At 62.3% G+C, this 18,380-nt stretch carries 16 protein-coding genes; 6 read left to right on the top strand and 10 right to left on the bottom strand.

What is annotated here, in order from left to right:
• Window positions 1-24: 24 nt before the first annotated feature.
• On the top strand, window positions 25-2,433 hold the full coding sequence (locus HRF45_04825; protein ID MEP0765851.1) for a prolyl oligopeptidase family serine peptidase: 2,409 nt from the start codon (window positions 25-27) through the stop codon (window positions 2,431-2,433).
• A gap of 6 nt (window positions 2,434-2,439) precedes the next feature.
• Here the strand turns inward: HRF45_04825 and HRF45_04820 are convergent, their stop codons facing one another.
• The 8 genes from HRF45_04820 to kdsA form a co-directional block, all read right to left on the bottom strand.
• Window positions 2,440-4,464 (bottom strand): carbohydrate binding family 9 domain-containing protein, encoded by a 2,025-nt coding sequence (locus tag HRF45_04820; protein MEP0765850.1) that lies wholly within the window; start codon window positions 4,462-4,464, stop codon window positions 2,440-2,442.
• Window positions 4,465-4,530: 66 nt separating this feature from the next.
• Window positions 4,531-5,778: a PQQ-binding-like beta-propeller repeat protein gene (locus HRF45_04815; GenBank protein ID MEP0765849.1), complete on the bottom strand. Its 1,248-nt coding sequence runs from the start codon at window positions 5,776-5,778 to the stop codon at window positions 4,531-4,533.
• A gap of 201 nt (window positions 5,779-5,979) precedes the next feature.
• Window positions 5,980-6,885 (bottom strand): glycosyltransferase family 2 protein, encoded by a 906-nt coding sequence (locus HRF45_04810; GenBank protein MEP0765848.1) that lies wholly within the window; start codon window positions 6,883-6,885, stop codon window positions 5,980-5,982.
• A gap of 233 nt (window positions 6,886-7,118) precedes the next feature.
• Window positions 7,119-7,934 carry a P-loop NTPase gene (locus HRF45_04805; protein MEP0765847.1) on the bottom strand — a complete coding sequence of 272 codons (816 nt, stop codon included), beginning with the start codon at window positions 7,932-7,934 and terminating at the stop codon, window positions 7,119-7,121.
• 18 nt (window positions 7,935-7,952) lie between these two features.
• Complete coding sequence (locus HRF45_04800; protein MEP0765846.1) at window positions 7,953-9,317, bottom strand: protein kinase; 1,365 nt, start codon at window positions 9,315-9,317, stop codon at window positions 7,953-7,955.
• Between the two features lie 64 nt (window positions 9,318-9,381).
• Window positions 9,382-9,948, bottom strand: a complete 567-nt coding sequence (locus HRF45_04795) for a hypothetical protein (GenBank protein MEP0765845.1) — start codon at window positions 9,946-9,948, stop codon at window positions 9,382-9,384.
• A 162-nt stretch (window positions 9,949-10,110) separates the two neighbouring features.
• On the bottom strand, window positions 10,111-10,878 hold the full coding sequence (locus HRF45_04790) for a PEP-CTERM sorting domain-containing protein (GenBank protein MEP0765844.1): 768 nt from the start codon (window positions 10,876-10,878) through the stop codon (window positions 10,111-10,113).
• Window positions 10,879-11,035: 157 nt separating this feature from the next.
• Window positions 11,036-11,875: a 3-deoxy-8-phosphooctulonate synthase gene (kdsA, locus tag HRF45_04785; protein MEP0765843.1), complete on the bottom strand. Its 840-nt coding sequence runs from the start codon at window positions 11,873-11,875 to the stop codon at window positions 11,036-11,038.
• Window positions 11,876-11,974: 99 nt separating this feature from the next.
• On the opposite strand from kdsA, the gene HRF45_04780 reads away from it, so the two are divergent.
• From HRF45_04780 to nuoF, 5 genes are read left to right on the top strand one after another with little or no spacing between them, the layout of a single operon-like run.
• Window positions 11,975-12,409, top strand: a complete 435-nt coding sequence (locus tag HRF45_04780; GenBank protein MEP0765842.1) for an NADH-quinone oxidoreductase subunit A — start codon at window positions 11,975-11,977, stop codon at window positions 12,407-12,409.
• Window positions 12,410-13,012, top strand: coding sequence for an NADH-quinone oxidoreductase subunit C (locus tag HRF45_04775; GenBank protein ID MEP0765841.1), 603 nt, complete (start codon window positions 12,410-12,412; stop codon window positions 13,010-13,012).
• A 29-nt stretch (window positions 13,013-13,041) separates the two neighbouring features.
• The gene (gene nuoD / locus HRF45_04770; GenBank protein MEP0765840.1) at window positions 13,042-14,220 is read left to right on the top strand and encodes an NADH dehydrogenase (quinone) subunit D; all 1,179 of its coding nucleotides are present in this window, start codon (window positions 13,042-13,044) and stop codon (window positions 14,218-14,220) included.
• A complete protein-coding gene (locus tag HRF45_04765) occupies window positions 14,217-14,843 on the top strand; it encodes an NAD(P)H-dependent oxidoreductase subunit E (GenBank protein ID MEP0765839.1) in 627 nt (208 codons plus the stop codon). Before nuoD ends, HRF45_04765 begins: the two co-directional genes overlap by 4 nt.
• Window positions 14,844-16,151 carry an NADH-quinone oxidoreductase subunit NuoF gene (gene nuoF / locus HRF45_04760; protein ID MEP0765838.1) on the top strand — a complete coding sequence of 436 codons (1,308 nt, stop codon included), beginning with the start codon at window positions 14,844-14,846 and terminating at the stop codon, window positions 16,149-16,151. It begins immediately after the preceding gene.
• 182 nt (window positions 16,152-16,333) lie between these two features.
• Here the strand turns inward: nuoF and HRF45_04755 are convergent, their stop codons facing one another.
• Entirely contained in the window at window positions 16,334-17,293 is a 960-nt protein-coding gene (locus tag HRF45_04755) for a substrate-binding domain-containing protein (GenBank protein MEP0765837.1), read from the bottom strand.
• A gap of 10 nt (window positions 17,294-17,303) precedes the next feature.
• Window positions 17,304-18,344 (bottom strand): ABC transporter permease, encoded by a 1,041-nt coding sequence (locus HRF45_04750; protein MEP0765836.1) that lies wholly within the window; start codon window positions 18,342-18,344, stop codon window positions 17,304-17,306.
• Window positions 18,345-18,380: the final 36 nt, after the last annotated feature.

Raw genomic sequence — 18,380 nt, 5'->3', positions numbered from 1 at the left:
GATTGGCCGCGAACTTCTGTAGACATGAGTGCACGATTCAGGTTTGCGTTGGCACTGGCCGTGGGTTTGCCGGCGGTCCTCTCGTGGGGGCAGGTGCTGAAAGACGGTTTCAGCACGGCAGGGCTTACATGGAAGCTCAAGCAACACACGCTGGCAGGAGGCCGCGTGCCGTTCGTCGCCGATCCAGTGCTGGAGCAGGTGGCGGTAGTCCCTTCGTTTGCCCCCGACTGGGAGACTGAGGTCGCGGCAGACAACAGCGGCCGAGTCGAGCACGCGTTCACTCGCAACGGGTGGGCTGGCGCGACGGTCCCGGCTCAGTCGGATGGCGTCGCGATTCTAACCGGTATCGGCTTCAGCTACGGTTTCATCAACGGCGTGCCGTTTGCAGGTGACCCTTACTCGCACGGCTACCTGCGCGTGCCGGTAGCGCTACGGAAGGGGGAGAACCGCTTGCTGTTGCGTTGCGCTCGGGGCGGGTTTTCTGTTGCTCTCTCCGATGCGCGAGGACCGTGTTCTCTCAACCTTCGTGACTCGCTGGTGCCGGACTTGGTGGGTCGGGCAGGCGAAGAGGCGCTGTGCGCCGTGGTGATTCTCAATCACCTCGAAGAACCGCTACGTGGCGCGGTGCTGGAAGTCGGCGACGGGAAGGTTTTCGAGAAACGGAGAGTGCACATCCCCGAGATCGTGCCGCTCGGCCTTATCAAACTGCCGTTCCGTACGGCTCTCCGCACCCGGGTAGCCGAGGAGCCTCTCGAGCTAGCCATCACGCTGAAGCATGGGAAGGCCGAGATAGCCGAACGCCTCGAGTTGGGGCTGCGGAAGTCGGGACAGGCGTACAAGATCACGCGTGAGTCGGCGATTGATGGCTCCGTACAATATTACGCCGTCCGCGAGCCCACTGCCCTAAAGACCGGTGAGAAGGCTGCACTGTATCTGTCACTCCATGGAGCCGGGGTCGAGGCGATTGGACAAGCCGGAGCACACTACCCCAAGGAGGCGGCCTACACCGTAGCACCTACCAACCGGCGGCCGTTCGGCCACGACTGGCAGGAGTGGGGACTGATGGATGCGTTGGAGAGCCTGAGCCACTTTCGGACATCGCATGACATAGACCCGAACCGCGTCTACCTTGTCGGACACTCGATGGGGGGCCACGGAACGTGGTATCTCGGCGCAGTGCTGCCGTCGCTCTGGGCTGCTATCGGGCCGTCGGCTGGGTGGATCAGCTTCTTCTCCTACGGCGGGGGTACCGCACCGAAGTCGGAATCGGGTCCCAGGGCCGCCCTCGAGACTGCGAAACTGGAGAGTGACACGCTTTCGCTCATCCGCAACCTCGAGGATTTGCCCGTATTCGCGGTACACGGTACGGCAGACGATAACGTGCCTATTACGGAAATGCGTGAGATGGTCTCGCGACTAGGCGAGTTCCACAAGGACCTGCGCGTTCACGAAGAGCCGGATGCTGGCCACTGGTACGACTCACCGGATCACCCCGGGGCAGAGTGTCTCGACTATCCGCCACGCAACGAGTGGTTCCAGCGGCGCGTGCGCCCGGCGGCGCCGACCAGCTTGAGGTTCCGCACGCAGAACCCTGCCCTATCGTCAGACCACTTCTGGTTAAGTGTCGTGCGGCAACAGGAGAGCGGCAAGCTCACCTCGGTGCACGCAGAGCTTCGCGCGGATCTCGAGCAGGTTCGCGTGGAAACGGAGAACGCTGCGGCGATTACGCTCGACCTCTCGCGCTGCTTTGCCATATCCGGCGGTCTATCGGTGGTGGTTGATGCAACGCGCCTCGCCGTGACGGATGCCTCGCGGCCGATTCTGCTGGAGCGGGCGGGCGGGCGTTGGCGGGTCGTCGAGGAACACGATCCAGCCTTGAAGCACCCCCTGCGGAGCGGCCCTTTCAAGTACGGCCTCACCCGCCGCATGGTGTGGGTGTATGGCACGCACGGCACTCCCGAAGAGAACGCTGCGTGCTTGGCCAAGGTCCGCTTCGACCAACAGATGTGGTGGTATCGCGCCAACGGGAATGTCGAGGTGATACCTGATACCGCGTTCACGCCGGCGAAGTACCGAGGGCGGAACGTCGTTCTATACGGCCACGCGGACATGAATACGGCGTTTCCGAGAGTGCTGACTGACTGCCCAATCGCCCTGCGTCGTGGATCGGCGCTGGTTGGAGGGCAGCGGTTCGATGGAGACCTCGCAGCGTGGTTCGTCTATCCGATTGCGGGCACCGACGCGGACTCGGTGGTGGTGATTGGGGCGACCTCCGCCCTCGCGATGCGGCGTACGTTCGAGCCGAGGTACTTTACGAGCGGAGTGTCACTTCCGGACTTCGCACTCGTAGGACCGGACCTGCTGCAGAAGGGTGACGACGCTGTGTTAACCTCAGGCTACTTTGGTGGCAACTGGGCTCTACCGAGTCCGTAACAAAGCTCAGAACTCCTGCACCACTTTTAAGACCAGACGCTCCGTGAACTGCTTTGCGTTGGGGTCGCCCAAGATCACGAACATTTCTAGGCCGCCATAGCCCGACTTGCGGTAGCTGAGGTACCAGTTCACCGCGCTGTCGCGGCGAACTAACCGGCCACCAATCGCTCGGTCGGGTGCAAAGTCGTAGGCGATACCTAGCACATCTTGCCGTCTGGTGCCACCGATTCGCACCCACTCACTGGACAGACTGACGTTCAGCCTTCCTCCGAACTGCCACCTAGCGGAGGGTGTAATGGCAAAGTAGTCTAGCCCCGCGAGGCGCCCCGTTCGGATGCCGAGACCGACGTTTCGAAACCGATCCAGCGCGGGATAGCCGAAGCCGACCGACGCGACGAGATCATCGTTCTCCTGGAACCGGCTTGCGAGCAGCGAGGAGTAGAGCGAGAGGCTGTTCGTCCGCAACTCGACCGACGAAGTGACACCCTGCCGGAACAAGCTACCATCGTACCGCTCGAAGCGATTGGCATCGAGCGACCACTCGATCGAGCGGATGGGACCGCTCCGCCAGTCCCCGTTGTAGCCCACGCTGAAACTAACACCTCGCTCGTCCGTGAAGGGCACGTAGCCGTTCCGCGGCAAGTACCCAGGGCTGGTCAACGCATAACTGGCGCCCAGGAACCAGCGCTCGGGCACCCAGAAGACACCGACTCGCGCATTCTCACCGGACCCGGTGAGGTCCTCCGAGACGGCATAGGCGCCACTGAAACTCCAATCTCCTCGCCGGATCCTTGCGGTGCTCTGAACCACGAGATTGCGTTGGCCGTCACCTTCGAGCCCTACGACCTGCAAGCCATAAGAGTCGAACGGGCTGGCCCGGCTCACGAGGTTGACAACGGCATCGGTCCTGCCGCCGACGCTGTGCGTGGCCAGGAGACCGATGTCTGCTCCGTTGGTCTTGCCGTAGAACTTGGCACCGAAGTCGAATGCCGGAACGCGGATCGGATAGAAGGAGTTGGTCCGGTAGTCGGCGGTGCGGTAGTAGGCGGCCCCCTCGAGAAAGAACGGTCGGCTTTCATCGGCGATCACTTCGGAATAGGAGAAGTCCACGCTGGTGACCGCAGCCTCCACATCGGAAAAGTCGGGATTGAGGGAGACCACCCCGGTTTGCTGGGGGGTGAACCGGAAGCGCGCATCCACACCCGCTTGTCTGACGACGTCGCCCTCCGAAACACCGCCGAAAGCGTATGCAAGCAGCGAGAGACGCTGGGCCCCGTTCTCCGGGGGTAGTACGACCCCTACCCACTCTCCCGAGTACTCGACCTTGGACTGCGGGCCGAGGTTACTCCAATACGACCGGGTCTGGGTGCGCGCCTGATAGCGCTCGAAGTTGATGCCCAGGTTGCGGGGCTTTCCGTCGGCTGGGGGGCGTGCGAAGTTGACCCAGGGCACAGCTACCTCTACGGTCCATCCGCTCTCGTCAATCTTGGCTGCGCTCTGCCAAACGCCTTCCCACTCCAGCTTGCCGGCCCGCCCTCCCGCGAAGCGCGCGAACTGAGTGCCAAGGGGGTTGACGTCCAGCATGCTCTCGTCTTCCCAACGCTTGTTGTTGAACGGGTTGATGTAGATACGAACCCGGTCTTCGCCCCGGAATCGAACGCCCCGTTTGCGTTCACGTGCGACGATCTGGTCCGGGCGGCTGTCCACACATCGAAACGCCACGTAGATGGCCCTGTCGTCGTAACCGATGCGTACGCTGGTGTCGTCCGCCACCGGGGTCCCGAGCGATTCGTCAGTGAACCCTGAGACCTCGGGGAGTGTGGCCCAACAGGGGTCGTCGAGGATACCGTCGATCACGGGTGGGACTTCGACGCGGACAGCGGGCACCGTGCGATTGCGAGTGGCATCCTGTGGGAGTGCGGAGCCCCAAGCTATGGGCGCAGCACACAGCAAGAGGACTACCATCATGCAGGGACCGGCCACCATGCTGCGTGGCGGGGGTGAGGCCGGCTCACGGCACGAGCCGAGCATCGGAAACCTCCGAACCGTTAGTGCGATTCGCAGTATCTTACCTGCGAGCGTCCGTGGTCCCTGGGACTACGGATTGCCGAGACAGACGACTACCGGTATGGCAGCCGGCGGCACATCGGGCTTGAGAGCGGCAGGATTGTGGTGCCCCAACACGTACAGCTTCCGGTAAGCCGGAACCAGCGCGTTGACGCTGAGAGCCGGTAGGTCGTGTCGTAGTAGTGTCTCCCCCGTGGCCAGGTCCAAGACTTGGAGTTGAGTACCCATGGGGCCACCCCCTGTCTTGGAAGGGATCTGAAACGCGGCGTACACCCGCTGCCCTCCCGCCACCATCGCAAGGAGCGGCCAGCCCTTCTTGCCCTTCCAGTGCTCGGCACCCGTCGTCGGGTTGAACGCGAACATCTGTCCTGTATCCGCAGAATAGCCCACCGCGAACGACGGGCTGGCAATACACAGTTTGTCCGCCCTGCCCCACTCAGTGGGAGCCTTGCCTGTCTTCACCCAGCGAGAAACGAGGCTGCCGTCCTCCTCCACGCTCCAAGTTTGGGTGGCGAGCTCGTCACCCATCGGGACCATGGTGGTCGAGGTATCGGCCCAACCGGCGACCACCAGGTTCTTGCTGCAGGCGAGTGCTCCCGGCTGCTTCGAGGTGCTGGTCGGGAGGAACACCACCTGGGGTTCTCGGTTGCTGAAGCAGACTACCGAAGAGCCGGAGGCTGGGATAGCTGAGGGGTGGTTGAACAGCGACCACTGCCCCGTGGCCCGGATCCGCAACGCCGAGTTCCAAGAAAGCGTCTCACCGTTCTTCGTGTCGAAGAACCGCGCGACGTGTCCGCCGTCGCCACTGCCGACGACGAGGGCGAAATCGTAGCCAGGGATCAGGCGAGGGGTTGGGGTGGTCTCGGGCACCGTGACGTCCCATAGCCTCTCGCCAGTGCGACCGTCCAACGCTATCAGCCCGGAGTCGGACAGCGCCATAACTACGCCTTTGCCTGCCGCGGCGATCTCGTTCGCGGCGAGCGGCCGGCTCCAGAGAATCATCCCACTCGTCGCGTCCAAAGCCGCCACGGTGTCCTTTGACTTCAGGTACAGCCTGCCGTGCGCTGCGACGGCTTGCCGCCAGGTGATCATCTCGGTACGGATGGAGCTGAGGTTGGTCCGCCACACTTGGCTGGTTACGCCAATCGGCGGCACGCGGGTGTAGCATGAGCCGGATGCGTCGCCGGTGAGCATCGGCCACTCGTCCGGCTGCGGCCACACCTGGCCGAGAGCCAGCGGAACGGTCAGCGATAAGAGGATGCAGGCAAGGGCTTTCATGGGGTCCTGGTTCGTAGTCGGCCGTGTCGAGTCCTGTCTGGGGTGCATGAGTATCGCCGGTGGTCCAGCGAGGGAGACGGATGGCCCGACGCTGTCCATAGGAACACGCTGTGCGTTCAGCGTGTGCAGAGGGGCGCCGGAGGAGCGCGTGGCGAACCCCGCATCCCAACCAACTCCCCGCAGCAGCGAGAATGCTGCGGGCTAGCGACAAAGGAGAAGCGTGCGCAAGAACCTGCCATAGAGCCGTGGGAGCCACGGATAACTACCTAGCGCCCGCCAGTGTGAACTCAAGGCACCAGCCCAGCGCCCCTCGCGTGCCAAGCTCTTGCCCTGGCCCGAATAGCAGAGCGCTATAAGGCGACGCAGCAAGCGACGGTATCGTCGTTTCTCTCTCGGCTCAAACCGTGCCGAGAGTACATCCCAGTTGGCGAGCACGCGATCCTGCAGAACCGTGAACGAGCCCTCCCAGAACTCCCGTCCCAGCGAGCTGGTGTTCGCCCCGTGAAGGCGGTACTTGATGAGCCGGTCGGGCAGGAACAGGAAGTCACCGTGGGCAGCCATCCGGAACCAGAGGTCCACGTCCTCGTACGCGTCGAGGTTTTCGTCGAAGCCGCCGGCCCGCAGGACGGCATCGCGACGTACCATCGCCGAGCTCGAAAAGATGCGGTTCGTGGGCAGCAGATGCGCGAATGGGCATCCTCGCTCGGGCGGTTCGAGCTTGCGCGGCCTGCGATCTTCGGTGCCGTCGCCGTGCAGGAAGACGCAGTCCGTGTGGCACAGTACGATGCCTTGCTCGTCGCAGACGGCCGCATACTGACGTTCGAGCTTATGCGTCTCCCACAGATCGTCGGCGTCTAGAAAGGCAATCCAGTCGGCGGAGGTTTCGGCGATGCCTCGGTTTCGAGCGGCGGCGAGACCACGGTTCTCCTGCTGCACGACTCGCACACCCAACGCCTTCGCCGCCGCTGCGGAGTCGTCGGTGCTTCCGTCGTCCACCACAACGATCTCGGCTCCGTTCAGGGTCTGGTACCGGGCGGTGAGAATGGCATCGGCCAGGAAGCGCTCGTAGTTGAAGCAGGTGATGACGATGCTGACCGGAGGTGTCACCAGAGTGGTCGCCTCTGAATGCGGTCGCTTCGTCTGGTCATACGTCCGGCAACTTCTGACTGCTCGGCTATCGTGAGCGAAGGCGGCGTGTGCATGTCGCTGTGGTCGGAGAAGATGGTCGCACTGCTCGAGAGCAGCAGGGCGGCATCCGAAGTGTACCACCCCTCGCTAAGGCTGCTGTCTCAGACTTCCCGTCGAGAGATTCCATGCCTCAGCCCGTGGCCTGTAGCGTCTCAGCTAACCGCACTAAGAGAAGGCGACAGCTCGACGGCGAGCCGTTCTGCCAGTCCGAGTGCCGGCTCGGCGGCGCGCTGCCTTGTCCAGAACGAGGACAGCTTCACGATGTCTCTTGCGAACATGCAGGTCGGATAGGTGAGCAGCACGGGGCGCTCGGCACGTTCTGCCAGAGCCACAGCGGCATCCTCACGAAGAACGCCTGCCACTCTCAGTTCTGCGCGGAGAAACGAGCGCGCTACACCGACGAGCCGCTCCGCCGCAATAGCATCGTTCTCGCTCGCAGCGAAGTTGACGCACAGGGAGATGGAAGTCCCTGGGCTCCTGCGGCTTACCATTTTCAGCACCGAGTACGCTGCGGCCATGTCGTCCGAATCGGGTGCGGTGAGCGTCAGTGCTTCATGGGCACTTCGGACGAACGTAAGGGCGCTTAGAGACGAACCGATGCCGGCGTCGAGGACGATGAAGTTGAACAGACTCTCCATGCGAACGAGCTCGCTGAGGAGGTTACGTGTCTGTGCCGACGTGAGGGCCGGTACCTGTTCGAGTTCGGCCCCGCCACGCAGGACGGCAATGCCTCCAGGACCTTCGGCAAGAAGGTCCTGGAGCCTGGCTCGTCCGCCCAAAGCCTCCGCAAGGGAGCGGGGGGAGCTGATGCCAAGAACGCTCCGGAGGTTGTCCTGCCCGATGTCCAGGTCCACGAGCACGGTCGAGCGGTCTTGTTGCTGCAACGCGATGGCCAGGTTGGCGGCCACTTGGGTTCTGCCGAGCCCGGTGCGGCCGCCCGTAACGACGATGGTATAGGCTCTTGTCATCGCTCTCACCTCACGGCTCTACTTGGTCTCCCGCTCGACTGCGGCCAGGTAGCGGGAGACCCCGGCGCCGGCCGCGACCTCCGGCCAGTGTTGGGCCAGAAGGTCCTCGGCCAGCGAGAGGGCGTCTCGATAACGCCCGTGTCGCTCTGCGGCACAGGCCCTTAAGATGATTCGGTTGAGTGCAGGCGGAAGCTCCTCACATGCGGCCAGTCCGCCCTCCAGGATCAGGCGCGTCACTGCCGCCACGCCCGCACCTGGAAAGGCGGGGCGCCCTGCCGCCATCTCGTAGAGCAGCGTGCCCAGCGAGAAGATGTCGGCCCGCGGGTCGAGCGGCTCGCCCGCTATGTATTCCGGGGCGCGGTAGCGGAAGTCGTCGGCTTCGAGGAGACGGACCTCGTCGCCCACCTCGTGTGGCTCGAAGCCGAGGCCGAGATGTGTCAGCTTGACCTCGTCTCCGCTCAGCAACGCGCAGTTCGAGGGGCTTAGGGCCTTGTAAACAAGCTGGTGGCGGTGTAGGTGGCGAAGCCCGTCGCACAACTGAAGGCCTATCTCGCAGGTGGCGGCCAGAGAAAATTTCCGCTCCCGCTGCAGGCGCTCACGAAGCGTCTCGCCGTGGACCGCCTCACTCACGATAAACTTCAGCCCATCGGCTTCGCCGACGTCGTGAATGGTCAGCACGTTGCGGTGCGGGAAGCGAGCCAGCCAGAGCGAGTGCTCCAATACCCTCCCAGCGCGTCGGGCCAGAGTGTCATCCAGGTCAGGGCACAGTACAGCTACGGTAACTCTGCGCAGAAGCCGGGTGTCATCGGCCTCAAACCACACAACGCCAGGTTCCTCCCAGCGCACGGAGCTGAGCCTGTAATGGAGGAACATGTCGCCCGGCCGCACGGGCAGTACCTGTTGCGGACCGCTTCCGCCGATTCCATAGCGGCGGTCCAGTTCAGCAGCGATCTCCGCGGGCGTCGCGACTTGGAGTGCGATGGCACAATCGGAGACGTTCTCGAGCGCTTCGAGCGCTTCGGTGTCGCCGGGGTCGAATATCGCACAGGAGAGCGTCGAGCCGAGTCTTCGGAGCGGAATGACCTCGAGTTGGCGGGCCAGGTCCTCGGGCACACAGGCCGTGGCCGCCGCATCTAGCGGGCATTGGTCGAAGCGTGCGATCTCAAGTCCATACAGCAGCCCGAGGGCCTGTATGATCTGGCTCGGGCTGGCCGCTCCGGTCTCCAAGATGGCACGCGACAGGCGCTCTCCGCTCGTGCGGCTTCGGCGTTCGGCTTGGCGTAGCTCCGCTGGCGTGAGCGCGCCCGAGGCGATCAGGATATCGCCGAGCTTGGACGCGTCAACTTCCTCCTGCGGAAGGGAGGCGGGCTGCCGGGTGATCACACCTCAATTATCGGCGTGCTATCGCGCTCGCGTGCCCTCTCCGCGCATCAGTAAGTGAGTGGCCCTAAAAGCGGAAACCGAGCGTTGCGAAGAACCCCGTCACCGAGGCCCCACCCGCCGCCGGATAGGCCGAATAGCCGCCACGCAAGGAGAGTCTGTCCCCGAACATGTAGCCCGCGAAGATGCTGGCTCCGACACCAATCTGGTCCTCTTTGGTCCCCGGCGTGATCGCACGGCCCGGAGCCTCTCCGTTGCCACCCCCGCCATCGCCTTCCTCCGCAGCCTGAACACGTGTGTCGAACAGGCCGACCTCGAAGCCGCCAAATGGCCCTCCGTAGCCGCCGGAGGCCTTTTTGCCGAACCAGGTCTGGCGGAGAAACGCGCCCGCGACGGCGATCTCGCTGCCCGCATCCGAGCGTTGGGTGTAGCTGATGCCGACTGAAGTAACCGCTCCTCCGGCGCTCCGGTTCACGTCGCGCGACAGGGTGGCAAGGAAGGCAGTCTCACCCACCAGCTCCTCGATCTCTTCTTGGGGGAAGAAAGCGCCGATCTCGATCTGCCAGGGATTTGGGCCGATGTCTTGGGATGCAACTACCGTCGGGCCGACGAGGCCGGCTGCGAGCAGGGACAAGCAACATCCTAATCGCTTCATGAACGCACCCTTTTTCCGTAAAGAGTCAGCGCCGCGGCTGCTCGCTCTCGGGTGCGCCTAGTCCTGGCGCACCCCGCGACACGGCACTGTTGCGTGAATCTACCCCAGCAGCCCTACGGGTGCCGAACAGCAGTCGACCGACTACATGCGTCGCCTGCGCATACCGAGGCCGAGCAGAAACAGCGCTCCCCCCGTGCCGACCAGCATGCTGGGCTCGGGAATGGGTTCGCCGCCTCCGAGGTCCAGGAACGGTACCACGAGCAGGGAGCCCAGGAACCCCAGGTTGAACCCGCTGCCGGGTAGAAGCGGGACCGCCGGGGTGACCTGGGCGGTGGCCACTTCCGGCCACTCGCCGAAGCTCATTTCGGGGATTGACGGGATCAGCAGCGCCACTTCTTCGGGGTCCTCGGCAACGGGCTCGGCCGGCTCGGCCGTGGTCTCGAACAGCGTGGCCTCGCGCAGGGCGCTATCCAGCAGGATGAGCGGCTCTAGAATGGATGGCACGGTGGTCGGCTCCTTGAACGCCGATACGTTCCAAGACATCGGGTTCCCGCACGACATCTTGAGGATGGGGATGCCCTTGCTGTCTTCCCACACGCGCGTTCCCGGCTTGAGTGCGAGCACGCGGGAGCGAATCACGCCCGAAGGAAGGCAGGAGTAGACTCGGTACTCGCCGCCCATGCGCAGCACGGAAACACGGAGGCCGGAGAGGTAGCGGACAAGCTCATTTTTGGTCATTGCGTAGTGCCGCATGTAGCGGTCCGCAACGACCGGGTCGTTCTTGACCTGCTCTACGAGTTGCTTGGTCGAGGTGGCCGGGTGATTCAGAAAGGCGTTTCTTTCGATAGCCAGCGCCGAGCCGGCCGACACCATCCAGACTACTACAAGCAAAGGGACATACGCCCTCATGTTGATACCATCCTTCAATCAACGCAACATGCGCGACCGGCCAACGCCGATCAGCGATCATATTGTATATGCGGGTTCTGCAGTTTTCCGGCCGGATCGCGAGTTGACACCACGACTTCCGGCATATATGCCGTACGAGGTTGCCGCAGATGGCTGACTATCCGGTTTCCCGCATCGCTTCTTCTTGCATCAGACCGTGGAGACGCGCCAGCTGTTCCACTAGGTTCTCGGCCTCGGCGAGTGGCCACTGAGTTGCCGCGTCGGACCACGCGCGCTCCGGGTCTGGGTGTACCTCTAGGAATACCCCGTCCACTCCTGCCGCCACGGCGGCCCGCGCGAGGTAAGGGATGGCCTCGCGGTTGCCACCCGAAGCCGTCCCGGCCGCTCCTGGCCGCTGTGCCGAGTGCGTGGCATCAAAGACGACTGGGACGCCGAACGAACGCATCACGGCCAATCCGGCCATGTCCACAATTAGCGTATTGTAGCCGAAACTCGTCCCGCGCTCTGTCAGCGCGACGCCGATTGCTCCCGCGGTGCGCAGCTTCTCGACGATATTGCGGCAGTCCCACGGAGCGAGGAACTGGCCCTTCTTCACATTTACCGGTCGCCCGGTAGCGGCAGCCGCCAAGAGAAGGTCGGTCTGCCGGCAGAGGAAGGCGGGGATCTGCAGCAGGTCGGCGACGCGAGCTACCGGCGCGCACTGCCACGTCTCGTGGACATCGGTCGTAACGGGCACCCCGAACTCTGTACGCACGGCTTCGAGAATCTCCAGCCCGGCCTCCATGCCCGGGCCCCGAGAGGAACTTCCCGAAGATCGGTTCGCCTTGTCGAAGCTGGTCTTGAAGATGTAAGGCAATCCGAGCCGTTCGGTCACGCTGCGCAGTTCGCCGCACACGCGCCGGCACAGCTCCAGGCTCTCTGCGACGCAAGGCCCCGCGATCAGGGTGAGACGAGGCCCACCGAGCGGCACACCCGAGACGTCCACCACCGCATCCATTGTCCCATTGTGACACAGGGCACGAGGCGGACCGTCGGGTAGAATCCACCTTGACCCGCCGCGTTTGGAAGGCGGACTGAGGAAGCGAGAAACGGCCGCATGGCAACGGATTACCTGCCCATACTCCTGCTTTTCGCAATCGGTACCCTGCTCGCCATCGTGATGGTGGGGGCGAGCTGGCTCTTCGGGCCGAAGAAGAAAACACCGTTCAAGGAGACGCCGTACGAGTGCGGCGTGGAGCCGGTCGGCGATGCGCGCGAGCGCTTCCCCATAAAGTTCTTCCTGGTAGCGATTCTGTTCATCATCTTCGATATCGAGAGCATCTTCCTGTACCCATGGTACGTGACGCTGAAGGGCGCAGACAAGGCCTTTCAGGTGTTCACCCTCGTCGAGGTCGGTGTTTTCTTCGCGCTATTGGTGGTGGGCTATCTATACGTAATCCGACGAAACGCAATTGACTTCGACGAGGGGTCGGTCATGGAGAACTTGCCCGATGCGGAAGTCGCTCCCGTGCGAAGGGACGAGGTCGCCTAGATGCCACTGCCGGAAGTGGCGGGCGAGCGCCAAGACGTTCATCTGCTGCGACAGACATTTGGGGATAAGATCCTGGATGTGCAGGTGTTTCGTGGAGACGTTCGGGTCTCCGTATTACCTGCTCACGTCGTAGAGATCGCTACCTGGCTGCGTGATCACCCCGAGTTGCAGTATCGCTTCTTCAGTGAGTGCGTGGCGGTGGACTACTCGGCGTGGAAGCACCCGCGGGCGTTCGCACAGCGTTTCGAGGTGGTGTACAACCTGTACTCGCTGAAGCACTTCACACGCATCTTCGTGAAGGTGTTGGTGAATGATGGGCAGGAGACACCCAGCCTGTGCGGTGTGTGGCCTGGAGCCAACTTCCCGGAACGCGAAGTGTTCGACCTGTTCGGCATTCGGTTCTCCGGGCACCCCGACCTTCGGCGTATCCTCACACCTCCCGATTGGGTGGGGCACCCGCTGCGGAAGGAGTACCCATTGGGTGGCGAAGGAGTGGTGTTCCCCGACGGGACCCAAGGGCCCGCAGTAGGTGAGAAGCAGATTCCTTTCGCTGGTCAGGCTTTCGAGGGCAAGACCGGTAGCGAGGACGTGGGGGGACGATGAGCGAGTACATGCCGTCCACCTCGCTGGACATGGAGAAGACCGGCGAGAACACGATGGTCATCAACATGGGTCCGCAGCACCCTGCGACCCACGGTGTGCTTCGTGTGTTGCTGGAGCTGGAAGGCGAGACCATCGTCGCGCTGAAGCCCGAAATCGGATACCTGCACACAGGCATGGAGAAAGAGGGCGAGTTCCTCGACTACCGCAAGTGTGTCACCATGACGGACCGCATGGATTACCTTGCGGCCAATTCCAACAACCTCGCGATGACACTCTCGGTCGAGAAGTTGCTCGATATCGAGATTCCTCGGCGTGGGCAGTATTTGCGAGTAATTCTGGCCGAGCTTTCGCGCATCGCGAGTCATCTAGTGTGGTTGGGCACACACGCGCTGGACCTCGGTGCGATGACGGCGTACTTCTACGCATGGACCGAGCGGGAGAAGATACTCGATATGTTCGAGATGTTCTCCGGCGTGCGTATGATGCCCAGTTGGATCGTGCCTGGCGGCCTGCGGGGCGACATGCCTGACGGCTTCGAGCGCAAACTGCGGGCGTTCCTGGCAGATTTCGTGAGCGAGTTAGGCGAGATGGAGGGCCTGCTGACGAAGAACCCCATCTGGATGCAGCGCACGAAGGGCGTGGGATTGATCACGGCAGAGCAGTGCATGGCACTGGGCGTTAGCGGTCCGATCATACGTGCTTGCGGGGTAGCGTGGGATATACGGAAGAGCAACCCCTACAGCGGGTATGAGGAGTTCACGTTCAGCATTCCGACTGCAAAACACGGCGACGTATATGACCGATTCCTTGTGCGAATCGAGGAGATGAGGCAGTCGGCGCACATACTACGGCAGGCGATAGATGGACTTCCGGAAGGGCCATGGAACTCCTCGGATCGTAAGGTCGTGCCGCCACCACGAGAGGAACTAGACACCTCGATGGAGTCTCTCATCCACCACTTCAAGATATACACCGAGGGGATCAGTCCGCCCGTGGGCGAAGCGTACGTGCCTATCGAGGGGCCGAAGGGCGAATTGGGGTTCTACATCGTGAGTGATGGCACACCTTACCCCTATCGCTTCCACGAAAGGCCGTCCTGCTTCATGAACCTGCAGGCGCTGGAGCCCATGTGCGTAGGGCGAATGGTAGCGGACGTGGTCGCTACCATAGGTTCGATTGACATCGTTCTCGGAGAGATAGATCGATGAGTGATCTGCTGCAGCTAACTGGTAGGCGGCCGCTGCCACCCAAGCCGGATGAAGTGGAGTTGCGCTTTTCGGCCCGAGCGGTGGCCGAGCTGGACCGACTGCTGACCCATTACCCCGACAAAAAGTCCGCCATCTTACCCACCTTGTGGATTGCCCAGCGCGAGTATGGGGGTCATCTGACACCTGGTGCACTGGCAGAGGTGGCTGTTCGACTGAACCGTCCCTTCGCGGAGATCGAAGGAGTTGCTACCTTCTACTCAATGTATGAGTTTCATCCGGTAGGTAAGCACCTCATCGAAGTGTGCACCTGCCTCACATGTCACCAGAAGGGTGCGTATCGCATTCTCGATTACCTGAAGCAGAAGCTCGGGATCGATCTAGGTGGTACCACCGAAGATGGCATGTTCTCACTGAAGGAGGTGGAGTGTCTGAACGCGTGCGACCGGGCACCGCTCCTTCAGGTCGGTTCTTCATACTACGGGCCGGTGGATGAGGCTAAGATCGACGCGCTATTGACTGACTTACGAAAGAAAGAGGACAGCTCGGTCGTGCAGCTGGCCAACGACATCGTGCAGTGTCACCTAACAGTCTCGGAGCGCAGGGAAGTGGGCGAGGTAGGCTAGATGGGCGAGTACCGGTTGCTGCTCGAACACGCTCATGAGCCGGACTACGCCACCCTAAAGGGCTACACCGCGCGTGGAGGATACGAAGCTCTGAAGAAGGCGCTCTCGACCGACCGCCAGACAGTGATTGACGAGGTGAAGGCTTCCGGCCTACGTGGCCGCGGCGGTGCAGGCTTCCCTGCTTGGATCAAGTGGAATGGAATCCCGAAGGATCGGCAACAGCCGCACTACGTTTTATGCAATGCGGACGAGGGTGAACCTGGAACCTTCAAGGACAAACAGTTGATGGAACAGTGCCCCCACATGGTAGTGGAGGGTATGGCGATTGCCGCCTACGCGACGATGTCGGATGTCGCCTACATCTACATCCGTGGTGAGTATGTAGACGCCGCCAAGGCCATGCGCCGTGCCATTGACGAGGCGCTGGAAGCAGGGCTGATAGGTAAGAACGCCTGCGGCACGGATGTACGAATCGATGTCCACATCCACATGGGAGCCGGATCGTACGAGTGTGGCGAGGAGTCGGCGATGATGTCCAGCCTCATGGGCGAGAGGGGCATGCCGCGGCTCAAGTTCCCACACGCGCCGCTGCCCGTGATCGCGGGCCTGTGGGATTGTCCCACGCTCATCAACAACGTGGAGACACTCGCCTCGGTACCACATATCGTCTCGCGCGGCGGAGAGTGGTATGGTAGTCTCGGTGCTAACACGCAGCGCAGCAGGGGCACCAAGATATTCAGCGTTTCGGGCAACATCAACAAGCCTGGCAACTACGAGGTCGAGCTGGGTACCCCTCTCATGGAACTCATCGAACTGGCCGGTGGTGTGGAAGGCAAGTTGAAGGCCGTCATTCCAGGGGGCTCGTCGGTACCCATCCTTCCCGCCGATAAGTGCGATGGGGCGATCCTCGGCTATGAGGAACTTTGGGAGCGTGGTACGCAGCTAGGCTCAGGCGGTTTCATGGTGCTGAACGAGGACGTATGTATTGTCACCTATATGTGGCGGACGGCACTCTTCTACGCGCGGGAGAGTTGTGGCAAGTGCACTCCCTGTCGCGAGGGTACTAGCTGGATGGTGAAGGTGCTAGAACGCATCCTCCGTGGCGGCGGGCGCATGGAAGACATCGAGACCTTGTCCGACATCTGCAAGCAGATAGACGGGCGCTCCTTCTGTGCGCTAGGTGACGCCGCTGCTTGGCCGATCGCTGCGTCCATAAAGCACTACCGTCATGAGTATGAGCACTGGATCACCGAGAAGCGCTCGCCGGTCGCCCCCGAGCGGCTCGCGGTCATGGTACCTTCGCTGTAGCGGAGGAGCGAGGCTCTCCCAACCTGTCATGCCGGGCTTGTAGAAGCTTGCGACCAGGTGCCGCGGTGGTAGCATCTGAAACCGAGAACATGCAAACTACCGAGTCGTGCTTCGACAGACTCAGCATGACGAGTCCCTAACTATATCCAGCAACACATTACAGGCGGCAGACAGTTGCCACCCTAAGGGATCTCCTCCCCACCCGACTCTACGTTCTCCTTGGTGAAGATCCTAGTCGGCAGCACAACCTTCTTCGGCGGCGTCTCCTTGTCGCGCAGGATGCGAACCACCCAGTCCACAGCCTCCTTGCCGCCGGTCGGATACAAGAATGTGGCACTGAGCACACCCTGCTTCACATAGTTGATTCCCTCGTGCGGAAGCGCATCGATGCCGATGAACTTCATCTCCTTCTCACGACCCTTCTGGCGAGCTGCCATGTAGGCGCCATGAGCGCTCGGATCGTTGTGCCCGTACACGGCATCGATTTTGTCGAACCGCGCCAGCGCGGAGTTCATCTCCGCCATCGCGCGGGTCTCCTGCCATCCGCAATCCGGGTCGAACACCACTTTGATCTGCGAGCCCTTGATGCCTTCCATGAACCCGTTGTGGCGGTCTTTGCCTGGCTCAGAGGTCATCAAGCCTTTCAGCTCCACCACCGTGCCCTTGCCACCTAACACTTTCACCAGATACTCGCCTGCAGCGCGGCCGATCTTCACGTTGTCCGCGCCGATGAACATGGTGAAGTCATCCCCGTTCACTGCGCGGTCCAATACTATAACCGGAATGCCCGACTTGTAGGCCTCGGCGACCGGCACAGTGAGCGGCTCGGTCTCCTTGGGGCTGATGATGATGGCGTCTACACCCTGCTGCATGAACTCCTTCACGTGCTGTTGCTGCACCTCGCTCTTGTTCTGCGCATCTTTGAAGATCACGCGGAGCTCGGGGTACGCCTTCGCAGCCTCCTCCACATCCTTGTTCATCTGCTGACGCCACGGCTCGCCGAGGTTGCACTGGGACATGCCGACAACGAACTGCTCCTTGGCACCGTCGCCCGATGCCCCCTGACTATCCTTGGCAGGCCCGCCGCAGCCTGCGAGTAGCAGAGCGAACCCGAAGAGCGGGGCGAGTGTCATCCTTCGCATAACATCCTCCTTAGCGGCGGGAGCGGGATTGCTGGATCATCACCGCCGCTACGATGATCCCACCTTTCGCCAGCAGGCGGTACGCCTCCTGGACGTTGTTGATGCTGAGAATCTTGTTGATATAGGCGATGATGAGCACGCCGATGAACGTGAACACCATCCCGCCACGCCCACCCATCAGGCTGGTACCCCCGATCACCACTGCGGCGATCGCGTCCAGCTCGTAGGTAAAGCCGGCCTCCGACGGATCGCCCAGGCCGAGTCGTGCCGCATTCGAGATGCCCGCCATGCCCGCGGTGATTCCGCAGATGACGTAGGCCAGCGTCTTCGTCAGCGAGACATTGATGCCCGAGAGCCTAGCCGCCTGCTCGTTTCCGCCGACCGCATAAAGCGTACGACCATACGTCGTGTAGCGCACGACGAAGTACAAGACCAGGACCGTCAGCAGGAAAGCTAGGGTGATTGGCTGCAGGCCCAAGCCGGGAAGTGGGGAAGTGAGCCAATCGAACACAGGGGGCCTCCCCGCCTGATACACGTACCACGGCTGGGCGCCCGGCTGAATCTTAATCCCACCCGAGATCACCTTTGCCAGACCTCGCGCAGCCACCATCATTGCCAGCGTGGCAACGAACGGTTGCATTCGCAGCTTCGTCACCAGCGTGCCGCTGATCAGCCCAGCCACCGCCCCGGCTCCAACCGTCGCTGCCATCGCAGGAATCGCTGCCCACCCATGCGCGACCGTCAGCAACGAGAAGAAGGTCGCAGCAAAGCCTAGTAGCGAGCCCACCGCCAGGTCTATGCCCGCCGTCAGGATTACCAGCGTCATCCCGCAGGCCAAAAGGCCGTACTCGGCGTACTCGTACAGGATATCGAGCTGCGTCGTGGGCTGAAGGAAGATGGAGTGGCCCGTCTTCAGCGATACAGGGCTGAACGCCACGCCGAGCATGAACACGAACAGAAACGCGATGACGCCGCGAGCGCCATCGAGGAGATCGAGAACGGCACGCACGCGGCCGCGGGTCGGCTCTTCCTGTCCAAGCTGGGGGTTCACGGTTCGCTTTCCCGTTCCGCCTCGGTACGGGGATTC

It is taken from the genome of Fimbriimonadia bacterium, assembly GCA_039961735.1.
Taxonomy (GTDB): domain Bacteria; phylum Armatimonadota; class Fimbriimonadia; order Fimbriimonadales; family JABRVX01; genus JABRVX01.
Note: the sequence above shows the minus strand (reverse complement) of the source record. Positions and strands in the feature narration are given on the sequence as shown.